Below are 11,572 nucleotides of genomic sequence, written 5' to 3'. Positions count from 1 at the left end.
TGTCTCCTGGGTGGGTCAACCGGAAGCAATTTGCATGTTGCTTCGCCGATGACATGCATCATCATGCATGTTTACGGGCGCGTCAAGTCAAGGCGGAGAAGGCCTGCCGGGTTTCGGGCTGGGGGAATCCCGAGGGAGCAACCAGGGCCGCGACGTGATCCGAGGCACTTCCTTCGCCTGCGCGCCGAGCCATCTTCGACGAGCTCAGGGCGAACGGCAGCAAGGCCAGATGACGTTGTTGCAAGGGGCTCTGGACAGGCCGGCGCTGGACGTAATAACATTGTTATTACTATGCCCGCTATCGCCGTCACCATTCGCGCCATCGGCAACAGCAAGGGTGTCGTGCTTCCCAAGACTGTGCTGGCTCAGGCCGGTCTGGAGGACGTCACTGACGCCGAATTGCTTGTCGAGAACGGCGTCATCCTGCTGCGCAAAGCCGCCCCCCGCGTCCGGGAAGGCTGGGCGGAAGCAGCAGCCCGCGTGAGCACCCAGGGCGGCGATGCGCTGGTCATGGGCGAATTCGGCAACGAAGGCGACGAGGACCTGGCCTGGTGAAGCGCGGAGAAATCTGGTTGGTCAACCTCGACCCCACAGTGGGCAGCGAGATCCAGAAGTCCCGGCCGTGCGTCATCGTCTCGCCGGCCGAGCTGAACGATCACCTGCGCACCGTGATCGTGGCGCCGATGACGTCCAAGGGCTTTGCCGCGCCCTTCCGCATCCCCGTGACGCACGCGGGCACCGAAGGCCTGATCCTGCTGGACCAGCTTCGCACGGTGGACAAGGTCCGCCTGGTCCGCAAGATGGGCGCGCTGTCCGCGAAGACCCTCGCCAAGACGCTGGCAACGCTGCAGGAAGTGTTCGCCCCCTGAACGGCGCGGGACAGGCAGGACGCTGTGCCCGCAGTTCGTCAGCCGCCCACCGGCTCCGCCATCACCTTCTGCACCGCCGTCCGCAGCGCCTCGAAGGCCTGCTGCAGCGTGGTGCCGCCGGTGTCGACCGTGAGGTCGGCCTTGGAATAGAAGGCCGCGCGGCCGTCGAGGATGCGCTTGAGGTCGTCCATGGCCTCGCGGCTGGCCGCCATGGGACGCATGTCGCCCTGGGCGATGACGCGGCCCATGTGTTCCTCTGGCCTTGCCTGGAGCCACACCGTGGTGCAGTGGGCCAGCAGTTCGTTGAAGGTGGCGGGGTCGGACACGATGCCGCCCGGCGTGGCAATGACCACCTCGCCGTAGATCTGCACCGTCTCCTCCAGCGCGCGGCGCTCGTAGCGGCGGTACGCGTTGGTGCCGTACAGGTCGTGGATCTCGCGCACGCTGCAGCCGGCAAATTTCTCGATCTCGCGGCTGAGCTCGATGAAGGGCAGCCCCAGGTCCTCGGCCAGCATCTGGCCCAATGTGGACTTGCCCGCGCCGCGCAGGCCCACCAGCGCGAAGCGGCGCTTGCGGGCGGGGTCAATGCCCGCCGTGCCCAGCAGCTCCCCCAGCGCCATGCGCGCGCGCCGCAGGTCGGCCTCGCTGCGGTTCTCCAGCAGTTCGCGGATCAGCAGCCATTCGGGCGAGCTGGTGGTCGCGTCGCCCAGCAGCTCGGCCATGGAGCACTGCAGCGCCCCCGCCACCTGCTGCAGCACCAGGATCGACACGTTGCCCATGCCGTATTCGAGGTTGGCCAGGTGGCGCTCCGACACGTCGGCCGCCTGCGCCACCGCCTTGCGCGTGAGACCGCGGCGCGCGCGCAGGCTGCGGGCACGCTCGCCCACGGCCGCCAGCAGCGGATGGCGGTTCTCGCCGCCCGCCGCGGTGTTGGCCGCCTCCGGCGGATGCGCGCCTGCCTCCGCCACGCGGGGGAGCAGCGCGCTCTCGGGTTCGCTCATTGCATCGTCCTTCACAACGCCATTGTCGCGAGGCGCCACTGGCCCTCGCGTCGGCGGATTCATCGCCGGCCTTTCCGTCTTCGCCGAACCTAGGGATAACACCCAACATGCACTATGTTGCTTGACATGCATCAGGCGCGCTTCTATGGTTCGTACGCAAGCAAGATACTGCACATCAACGACGCCGGCAAGCACTGGCGTCAACCCGCAGAGAGACAAGCATTCCGCCAGCGAGACCCACGATGTCCAAGGAAGCCTTCCATGCCCAGGTGGCCGCACTGACGGCCCAGATCGCCGGCCGGCCGCTCGATGCCGCGCTGGACGCCTGGCTCAACGCCGAGCACGGCGCGGGCAGCGCCACCTATGCCCAGCTCAAGGCCATCTGCGAAGAGGGCGTGGCCGAGGGCTGGCTGTGCGAGCGCGAGGGCGGCGGCATCCGCTACGGCCGCGTCTTCAAAGCCGAGGACGCCCTGCATCGCTTCTCGGTTGACGTGGTCGACATGCAGGACATTGCCGGTCCGCACCATGTCCACCCCCACGGTGAGATCGACCTGATCATGCCGCTGGCCGACAGCCGCGCCGCCTTCGACGGCCGGCCCGCCGGCTGGTGCGTCTATCCGCCGGGCAGCGCTCACCGGCCCACCGTGAGCGACGGCCGCGCGCTTGTGCTCTACCTGCTGCCCGAAGGGCGCATCGAATTCACCAAGACTGCCTGAGCGATGACCACCGAACTTCTCCAGAACCACGTCGCCGGCCGCTGGCAGGCGGGCACCGGCGCCGGCACGCCGCTCCTCGACCCGGTGCTGGGCACCGAGCTCGTGCGCGTCGACGCCACCGGACTGGACCTGCCCGCCGCCTTCGCCTTCGCCCGCCGGACCGGCGGCGCCGCCCTGCGGGCGCTGAGCTACCGCGAGCGCGCCGGGCTGCTGGCCGCGGTCGTGAAGGTTCTCCAGGCCAACCGCGATGCGTACCACGAGATCGCCACTTCCAACTCCGGCACGGTGAAGAACGACTCGGCGGTAGACATCGACGGCGGCATCTTCACACTCGGCCAGTACGCCAAGTGGGGCGAGTCTCTGGGCGACGCCCACGCCCTCCGGGATGGCGAGCCGGTACGCCTGGGCCGCGAACCGGTCTTCCAGTCGCAGCATGTGCAGGTGCCGGTGCAGGGCGTGGCGCTGTTCATCAATGCCTTCAACTTCCCGGCCTGGGGCCTGTGGGAGAAGGCCGCGCCGGCCCTGCTCTCGGGCGTGCCGGTGATCGTCAAGCCTGCCACGGCCACCGCCTGGCTGACGCAGCGCATGGTGCGCGACGTGATCGAGGCCGACGTGCTGCCGCCGGGCGCGCTGTCCGTGGTGTGCGGCAGCTCGGCCGGGCTGATGGATGCGCTGATGCCCTTCGACCTGGTCTCCTTCACCGGCTCGGCCGACACCGCGGCGCTGATCCGCGGCCATGCGGCCGTGGCCCGCCATTCGGTGCGCGCCAACATCGAGGCCGACAGCCTCAACAGCGCCCTGCTGCTGCCCGGCGCCGCGCCCGGCGATGCGGTGTTCGAGCTGCTGGTCAAGGAAGTGGTGCGCGAGATGACGGTCAAGTCCGGGCAGAAATGCACCGCCATCCGCCGCGTTCTGGTGCCCGAGGCGCTCTATGCGCCGGTGGCCGAGGCCGTCTCCGCCCGGCTGGCGAAAGTGAGCATGGGCAATCCGCGCAACGAGTCGGTGCGCATGGGTTCGCTGGTCAGCCGCGAGCAGTTGGCCTCCGTCCAGCAGGGTCTGCAACAGCTGGAGGCCGCGACCGAGGTGCTGCACGACGGTCGCCGCGCCGCGCTGGTGGACTGCGACCCGGCCGTCGCCGCCTGCATCGGCCCGGTGCTGCTGGGCAGTCGCGATGCGGATGGCGCGGACGTGGTGCACGACGTGGAGGTGTTCGGGCCTGTGGCCACGCTGCTGCCCTACCGCGACCTGCCGCATGCGCTGGCCCTGGCCGAACGCGGGTTGGGTTCGCTGGTGGCCTCGGTCTACGGCGATGACCCGGCCGAGATCGGCCGCGCCGCGCTCGCGCTGGCGGCCAGCCACGGCCGCGTGCATGCCGTCACGCCCGAGGTGGCGCAGGCCCACACCGGCCACGGCAACGTGATGCCCATGTCGCTGCATGGCGGCCCGGGCCGCGCCGGTGGCGGCGCCGAACTGGGCGGCCTGCGGGCACTGGACTTCTACCACCGCCGCGCGGCGGTGCAGGCCAGCCCCGCGGTATTGGCCGCGCTGGGCGTGTGACATGACCGCGACCGCCCGAGACGATCAAGACCCTCTCCCACAAGGGGGAGGGAGCCTGACAAGAGCCCCCAGGGAGTGACTAGGAGACAACGATGAGCCTGCCCGCCCGCTTCAACTTCGCCGAACACCTGTTTGCCCTCAACCGCGGCCGTGCCGCCAAGGCCGCCTACATCGACGACCGCGGCGTGCTCAGTTATGGCGAGCTGGAGGACCGCGCCCGCCGCCTGGCGGCGGCCCTCACCGCCGCCGGTGTGCGGCGCGAGGAGCGCGTGCTGCTGCTGATGCACGACACGCAGGACTGGCCCGTGTGCTTCCTGGGCAGCCTCTACGCGGGTGTGGTGCCGGTGGCCGTCAACACCCTGCTGACGGCCGACGACTATGCCTACATGCTCGAGCACAGCCGCGCCCAGGCCGCGCTGGTGGGCGGCGCGCTGCTGCCCGTGCTGCAGAGCGCCATGGAAAAGGGCACGCACGAGTTGCAGTCGGTGATCGTGGCCCAGCCCACGGGCGAGCTGCCGCGCGGCATGCAGGCGCTGGAAGACGCCATCGCCGCCGCCGACCCGCGGCCCGCCCCTACGCCCACCACGCCCGACGACCCGGGCTTCTGGCTCTATTCCTCCGGCTCGACCGGCAAGCCCAAGGGCACCGTCCACACCCACGGCAACCTGTGGTGGACGGCCGAGCTCTACGGCAAGGCGGTGCTGCAGCTGACCGAGCAGGACGTGTGCTTCTCGGCCGCCAAGCTCTACTTCGCCTACGGCCTGGGCAATGCGCTGACCTTCCCGCTGTCGGTGGGTGCCAGCGTGGTGCTGATGGCAGAACGGCCCACGCCCGAGGCCACCTTCAGGCGCTGGACGCAGGCCGCGCACCGGCCCACGGTCTTCTTCGGCGCGCCGACGGGCTATGCGGGCATGCTGGCCTCGCCGCAGCTGCCTGCCCGCGATCAGGTCGCGCTGCGCATGGGCTCCTCGGCCGGCGAGGCGCTGCCGGCGGACATCGCCCAGCGCTTCAAGGCGCACTTCGGCTGCGACATCATCGACGGCATCGGCTCCACCGAGATGCTGCATGTCTTCCTCTCCAACCGGCCCGGCGACGTGCGCTACGGCAGCACCGGCCGCCCGGTCGAGGGCTACGAGGTGGAGCTGCGCGGCGAGGACGGCCGCCCCGTGCCCGACGGCGAGGTGGGCGACCTCTACATCCGCGGCCCCAGCAGCGCGCTGATGTACTGGGGCAACCGCGAGAAGACGCGCGAGACCTTCCTGGGCGGCTGGACCAAGTCCGGCGACAAGTACGTGCGCGATGCCGAGGGCTACTACACCTACGCCGGCCGCAGCGACGACATGCTCAAGGTCAGCGGCATCTATGTCTCGCCCTTCGAGGTCGAGGCCACGCTGGTGCAGCACCCAGCCGTGCTGGAGGCCGCCGTCATCGGCGTGGCCGATGCCGAGGGCCTCACCAAGACCAAGGCCTACGTGGTGCTCAAGCCCGGCCAGCCCGCCACCGATGCCGAACTCAAGGCCTTCGTGAAGGACCGGCTCGCGCCCTACAAGTACCCGCGGCTGATCGAGTTCATCGACGAGCTTCCCAAGACCGCCACCGGCAAGATTCAGCGCTTCCGGCTGCGAGAGCGGGAGCAGGCATGAGTCGAATGGCCATGCACGATCACGCGCTACCGAGAGCAGGCGCGCTGTCTTGCTCCCTCCCCCGCTGGGGGAGGGCTGGGGTGGGGGCCGGCAGCGCCCCTTGCGTCCGCACGGGCCCCCATCCCCACCTTCCCCCAGCGGGGGAAGGAGCAAGACCATGAGCACCGTCGACTTCGCCGACATCGACTGGCGCGGCAGGTCGGTGCGCATCGAGCACCGCCTCATCGTGCCGCCCGGTGCGGAGGCGGCGCCTCTCGTCGTCTTCCTGCACGAAGGCCTGGGCTCGGTGGCGATGTGGAAGGACTTTCCCGACCGTCTGTGCCAGGCGATCGGCGTGCGCGGGCTGGTGTACTCGCGGCCCGGCTATGGACGCTCCACGCCGCGGCCGGCCGAAGAGCGCTGGGACGTGGACTTCATGCATCGCCAGGCCCACGAGGTGCTGCCGGCCTTCCTCGCAGCGCTGGGCATCGACACGCCCGTGTGGCTCTTCGGGCACAGCGACGGCGGCTCCATCGCCCTGCTCTTCGCCGCACGCCATCCGCAGGCCGTCGCCGGGCTGGTGCTGCTGGCGCCGCACCTCTTCGTGGAAGACATGACGGTGCACAACATCGAACTCGCCCGCCAGGCCTACGAGCATGCGGACCTGCGCGCGCGCCTGGCCCGCTACCACGACGACGTGGACTCGGCCTTCCGCGGCTGGAACGACATCTGGCTCGCGCCCGCCTTCCGCGCCTGGAACATCGAGGCAGACATCGAAGGCATCCGCTGCCCGGTGCTCGCCATCCAGGGCCTGGACGACGAATACGGCACGCTGGCGCAGATCGAGGGCATCGCGGCGCGCGTGCCCGGCACCCAGCTGCTGCCGGTGCCCGGCTGCGGCCACTCGCCCCATAGGGATCAACCCGAGCAGGTGATCGAGGCCACAGGCCGCATGCTCGCGCCTTCCTTGCGCGGGGCAGCCGCCCGCGCGCCCAGGTAAACACCGAAGCCGCCCACATTACTTTAGTTGTAAAGTAATTTCACGACAATCCAGGAGACAGACGCATGCCCATCCGCTTCCCCCGCAACACCCTCGCCGCCTTTGCCCTGGCCGGCCTGGCCGCCGCCGCGTCGGCCCAAGGCACCGGCAAGCTCAAGGTCGGCCTGATGCTGCCCTTCAGCGGCACCTACAGCGCGCTGGGCGTGGCCATCGAGAACGGCTTCAAGCTCTACGTGGACGAGCAGGGCGGCAAGCTCGGCGGCCGCGAGATCGAGTACTTCAAGGTGGACGACGAGTCCGACCCGGCCAAGGCCACCGACAACGTCAACAAGCTGATCAAGCGCGACAACGTCGACGTCATCATCGGCACCGTGCACTCGGGCGTGGCCATGGCCATGGCCAAGGCGGCCAAGGAAAGCGGCACGATCCTGATCGTGCCCAACGCCGGCGCCGATGCGGTCACGGGCCCCATGTGCGCGCCCAACATCTTCCGCAGCAGCTTCAGCAACTGGCAGCCCGCCTACGCCATGGGCGTGGTCGCAGCCAAGGAAGGCAAGAAGACCGCCATCACCCTGACCTGGAAGTACGCGGCCGGCGATGAGTCGACGGCCGGCTTCAAGGAAGGCTTCGAGAAGGGCGGCGGCAAGGTGGTCAAGCAGCTGACCCTGCCCTTCCCCAATGTGGAGTTCCAGGCCCTGCTGACCGAGATCGCCGCGGCCAAGCCCGACGCGGTGTATTCCTTCATGGCCGGCGGCGGCGCCGTCAAGCTGGTGAAGGACTATGCGGCCGCCGGCCTGAACAAGACGATCCCGCTGTACGGCCCCGGCTTCCTCACCGACGGTACGCTGGACGCCCAGGGCGACGCCGCCGCCGGCATGCTGACCACGCTGCACTATGCCGACGGCCTGAACACGCCCAAGGACAACGCCTTCCGCACCGCCTACGCCAAGACCTTCAAGCTGCAGCCCGACGTCTACGCCGTGCAGGGCTACGACGCCGCGCAGATGCTGGGCGTCGGCCTGGCCGCGACCAAGGGCGATGCCAGCAAGAAGGCCGAGTTCGCCGCCGCGGTAGAGAAGGCGAAGATCGACAGCCCCCGCGGCGCCTTCACCGTGGGCAAGTCGCACAACCCGGTGCAGGACATCTATCTGCGCAAGGTGGAGGGCAAGGAGAACAAGCTGGTGAATGTGGCGATCAAGGGCCTGGCAGACCCTGGGCGTGGATGCCGGATGTAAGAGACCGCCCCCAGCCTGCGCGGACTGCGTCCGCTTCGGCAACCCCCTCGCGGGGGCACCGCCTGCGGCCCGGCAAAGCCGGTTCCGCGGCGGTTGCTGGCTTGGCCTGCTCCGCGGCCATCCGATTGATCTGCGCCTTGCCTTCCCTGTAGCCAGCGCTTTCTCCACTTTTCATTGCCCGCGAGGCCGACCTTGGATCTCTCGACCTTCCTCGTCCAATGCCTGAACTCGGTGCAGTACGGGCTGCTGCTGTTCCTGCTTGCCTCCGGCCTGACGCTGATCTTCGGGATCATGGGCGTCATCAACCTGGCGCACGGCAGCTTCTACATGATCGGCGCGTACATGGCCTTCTCGCTGGCGCCGCTGTTCGGCGACAGCTTCCTGCTGATGCTGGTGGCCGGCGTGCTGCTGGCGGCGGCGCTGGGCTATGCGCTGGAATGGGCCTTCTTCAGCTACCTCTACCAGCGCGACCACCTGCAGCAGGTGCTGATGACCTACGGCCTGATCCTGGTGTTCGAGGAGCTGCGCTCCATCCTGGTGGGCAACGACGTGCACGGCGTGCCGCTGCCGGGCTGGCTGGCGGGCAGCTTCGCGCTGGGCGACGTGATGAGCTACCCCTGGTACCGCATCTTCGCCTCGGTGGCCTGCATCGTGCTGGCCGTGGCCATGTATGCCGTCGTCAACCGCACCCGTCTGGGCATGATGATCCGCGCCGGCGCCAGCAACCGCGACATGGTGCGCGGCTTGGGCATCGACATCCGCAAGCTCTACCGCATCGTCTTCGCAGCCGGTGTGGCGCTGGCGGCCCTGGCCGGAATGATCGCGGCGCCCATGTCCTCGGTCTATCCCAACATGGGCGCCAGCGTGCTCATCATCTGCTTCGTGGTGGTGGTGATCGGCGGCATCGGATCCATCACCGGCGCGCTCGTGGCCTCGCTGCTGGTCGGCTTCGTCGACACCTTCGGCAAGGTCTTCTTCGCCGAGCTGAGCGGCATCGGCATCTACCTCCTCATGGCCATCATCCTGATCTGGCGCCCCGAGGGTTTGATGGGCAAGCGCGCATGAACACCTCCACGTCTTCCGCGATGACCCCACCCTTGCCCTCCTCCACCCCAACCCGCACCGGCGGCCTGCCGCAGGGCGCACTGCTGCCGCTGGCCGCCGCCGTGATCCTGGCCATCACCGGGCCGCTGCTGGGCGGCTATGCGGCCGACCTGGTGGTGAAGGTGATGATCCTTGCCATCTTCGCGCTCAGCCTCGAACTGCTGGTGGGCATGACCGGGCTGGTGAGCCTGGGCCATGCGGCCTTCTACGGCATCGGCGCGTACATCACCGTGCTGGCCTCGGGCAAGGACGGCGGCAACCTGCTGGTGCTGCTGGTGCTGGCCATGGGCGGCGCGGCGCTCTATGCGCTGGTGGTGGGCGCCTTGAGCCTGCGCACGCGAGGCGTCTACTTCATCATGGTCACGCTGGCCTTCGCGCAGATGGCCTTCTTCGTCTTCCACGACACGCCGGTGGGCGGCGGCAGCGACGGCATCTACCTCTACATCCGCCCAGCCATCGGTGTGCTGGACATGGAGAACCGCCTGGTGCTGTTCTATGTGGTGCTGGCCGCGCTGGCGGGCACCTACGGCCTGCTGGCGCTGATCCGCCGCTCGCGCTTCGGGGCCGCGCTGGCGGGCATCCGCGTGAGCGAGCAGCGCATGCGTGCGGTGGGCTTTCCCACCTATGCCTACAAGCTGGCGGCCTTCGTCATCGCCGGCGCGCTGGCGGGGCTGGCGGGCTTTCTGGTCGCGGCGCGCGACGGCGTGGTCAACCCCGAGCTGATGGCCTGGCACAACTCGGGCGAGGTGCTGCTGATGATCATCCTCGGCGGCCTCGGCCACCTGCGCGGCGCGGTGCTGGGGGCGGTGGCCTTCACCCTGCTGAAGGAAGTGCTCTCCACCCACGGCCTCGTGGGCCCGCTGGCCGATCACTGGCAGCTGAGCCTGGGGCTGGTCATCATCGTCTTCGTGGCGCTGCTGCCCAAGGGCCTGATCGGCCTGCGGGAGCGGCTGTCGCCGCTGGGCGCCAGCAAGGGAGCGGCACGATGAACGCCGTTGCATCCACTGGGGCTCTGCTGGGCGTGCAGGGCCTGACGCGCCGCTTCGGCGGCCTCGTGGCGGTGAGCGAGGTTTCGCTCGACCTGCACGTGGGCGAGGTGCATGCGGTGATCGGCACCAACGGTGCCGGCAAGTCCACGCTGATCAACATGCTCTCGGGCGAGATCGAGGCCTCGGCCGGCCGCATCACGCTCGATGGCCGCGACATCACCGCCCTGCCCCAGCCGCGCCGCGCGCTGGGCGGCGTGGGCCGCAGCTACCAGCGCACCACCATCTTCGGCGAGTTCACCGTGCTGGAGAACTGCCGCCTCGCCGCGCAGGCCGCCACGCCGCGGCCCTGGGCCTTCTGGGAATCGTCGGCCCGTTGCGAAGCCAGCAACGCCGCCGCGCGCGAGGCCCTGGAGGCCGCGGGCCTGAGCACCGAAGTGCACCGCATCGCCGGCACGCTGAGCCACGGCGCCAAGCGCCAACTCGAAGTGGCCATGTGCCTGGCCACGCGCCCGCGCGTGCTGCTGCTGGACGAGCCGCTGGCCGGCATGGGCGCTGAAGAGACCGACCGCATGCTCGCGCTGCTGCAGCGGCTCAAGGCGCGCCACGCCATCCTGCTGGTGGAGCACGACATGGACGCCGTCTTCCGCGTGGCCGACCGCATCACGGTGATGGTCAACGGCGCCGTCATCGCCACCGGCACGCCCGAGGCCATCCGCACCAATCCCGACGTGCGCGCCGCCTACCTTGGCGACGAGCATTGAAGAGAAGCCGCTTCCCATGCTCTCGATCCGCGACCTCAACACCTACTACGGCGACAGCCACATCCTGCGGGGCGTCGATGCGCAGATACCCGCCGCCTGCGCGGTGGGGCTTCTAGGCCGCAACGGCATGGGCAAGACCACGCTGATCCGCAGCCTGATGGGCTATGTGCGCCCCGCCTCCGGCCAGGTGCTGGCCGATGGCCGCGACGTGACCGGCTGGGCGCCCGAGAAGATGGCCCGGCTGGGCATCGGCTACGTGCCCGAAGGACGCGGCATCTTCCCCAACCTGTCGGTGCGCGAGAACCTGGTGATGGCCGCACGGCCCGGCATCGACGGCAGTCGGGCCTGGACCTTCGAGCGCGTGATGGCCACCTTCCCGCGGCTGTCGGAGCGGCTGTCGCACGGCGGCCAGCAGTTGTCGGGCGGCGAGCAGCAGATGCTCTCCATCGGCCGGGCGCTCATGACCAACCCGCGCCTCATGATCCTGGACGAGGCCACCGAGGGCCTGGCGCCGCTGATCGTGGCCGAGATCTGGCGCGTGATCGCCGAGATCCGCGCCAGCGGCATCGCCACGCTGATCGTGGACCGAGACTGGCACAAGGTGCTGCACCACACCGACCAGGCGGTGGTGATGGAGAAGGGCCGCATCGTGCTGGCCGGCGCCTCGGCCGAGTTGCTGGCGCAGCCCGACGCACTCGCACAGCGGCTGGGCGTTTAG

12 protein-coding genes are annotated in these 11,572 nt (G+C 69.4%); 11 read left to right on the top strand and 1 reads right to left on the bottom strand.

Translation table 11 applies throughout. The features are described 5' to 3' along the window. The first annotated feature begins 291 nt into the window (after positions 1–291). Positions 292–555: an AbrB/MazE/SpoVT family DNA-binding domain-containing protein gene (locus ABIC63_RS06685; RefSeq protein ID WP_502935850.1), complete on the top strand. Its 264-nt coding sequence runs from the start codon at positions 292–294 to the stop codon at positions 553–555. After that, on the top strand, positions 549–869 hold the full coding sequence (locus ABIC63_RS06680) for a type II toxin-antitoxin system PemK/MazF family toxin (RefSeq protein ID WP_294366767.1): 321 nt from the start codon (positions 549–551) through the stop codon (positions 867–869). The genes ABIC63_RS06685 and ABIC63_RS06680 overlap by 7 nt, the downstream gene beginning before the upstream one ends. A 38-nt stretch (positions 870–907) precedes the next feature. Here ABIC63_RS06680 and ABIC63_RS06675 read toward each other — a convergent pair whose 3' ends face one another. Then, positions 908–1,870 (bottom strand): helix-turn-helix transcriptional regulator, encoded by a 963-nt coding sequence (locus tag ABIC63_RS06675; RefSeq protein ID WP_354319155.1) that lies wholly within the window; start codon positions 1,868–1,870, stop codon positions 908–910. A gap of 242 nt (positions 1,871–2,112) precedes the next feature. On the opposite strand from ABIC63_RS06675, the gene ABIC63_RS06670 reads away from it, so the two are divergent. From ABIC63_RS06670 to ABIC63_RS06630, 9 genes are all read left to right on the top strand, one after another. Further along, the gene (locus ABIC63_RS06670) at positions 2,113–2,586 is read left to right on the top strand and encodes a DUF4863 family protein (RefSeq protein ID WP_354319154.1); all 474 of its coding nucleotides are present in this window, start codon (positions 2,113–2,115) and stop codon (positions 2,584–2,586) included. A 3-nt stretch (positions 2,587–2,589) separates the two neighbouring features. Then, positions 2,590–4,143 carry a 3,4-dehydroadipyl-CoA semialdehyde dehydrogenase gene (locus ABIC63_RS06665; protein WP_354319153.1) on the top strand — a complete coding sequence of 518 codons (1,554 nt, stop codon included), beginning with the start codon at positions 2,590–2,592 and terminating at the stop codon, positions 4,141–4,143. Positions 4,144–4,235: 92 nt separating this feature from the next. After that, the gene (locus ABIC63_RS06660) at positions 4,236–5,786 is read left to right on the top strand and encodes a benzoate-CoA ligase family protein (protein WP_354319152.1); all 1,551 of its coding nucleotides are present in this window, start codon (positions 4,236–4,238) and stop codon (positions 5,784–5,786) included. Between the two features lie 157 nt (positions 5,787–5,943). Continuing rightward, positions 5,944–6,765 (top strand): alpha/beta fold hydrolase, encoded by an 822-nt coding sequence (locus tag ABIC63_RS06655; RefSeq protein WP_354319151.1) that lies wholly within the window; start codon positions 5,944–5,946, stop codon positions 6,763–6,765. Positions 6,766–6,830: 65 nt separating this feature from the next. Further along, a complete protein-coding gene (locus tag ABIC63_RS06650; protein WP_354319150.1) occupies positions 6,831–8,000 on the top strand; it encodes an ABC transporter substrate-binding protein in 1,170 nt (389 codons plus the stop codon). 192 nt (positions 8,001–8,192) lie between these two features. Further along, positions 8,193–9,065, top strand: a complete 873-nt coding sequence (locus ABIC63_RS06645; RefSeq protein WP_294366123.1) for a branched-chain amino acid ABC transporter permease — start codon at positions 8,193–8,195, stop codon at positions 9,063–9,065. 20 nt (positions 9,066–9,085) lie between these two features. Continuing rightward, positions 9,086–10,093, top strand: coding sequence for a branched-chain amino acid ABC transporter permease (locus tag ABIC63_RS06640; protein WP_502935849.1), 1,008 nt, complete (start codon positions 9,086–9,088; stop codon positions 10,091–10,093). Further along, positions 10,090–10,854, top strand: coding sequence for an ABC transporter ATP-binding protein (locus ABIC63_RS06635; RefSeq protein WP_354319148.1), 765 nt, complete (start codon positions 10,090–10,092; stop codon positions 10,852–10,854). Before ABIC63_RS06640 ends, ABIC63_RS06635 begins: the two co-directional genes overlap by 4 nt. A 16-nt stretch (positions 10,855–10,870) precedes the next feature. Next, entirely contained in the window at positions 10,871–11,572 is a 702-nt protein-coding gene (locus ABIC63_RS06630) for an ABC transporter ATP-binding protein (protein WP_354319147.1), read from the top strand.

Source organism: Pseudacidovorax sp. 1753, assembly GCF_040544975.1.
Classification (GTDB): domain Bacteria; phylum Pseudomonadota; class Gammaproteobacteria; order Burkholderiales; family Burkholderiaceae_C; genus Xenophilus.
This window is presented reverse-complemented; position numbering and strand designations above follow the sequence as displayed.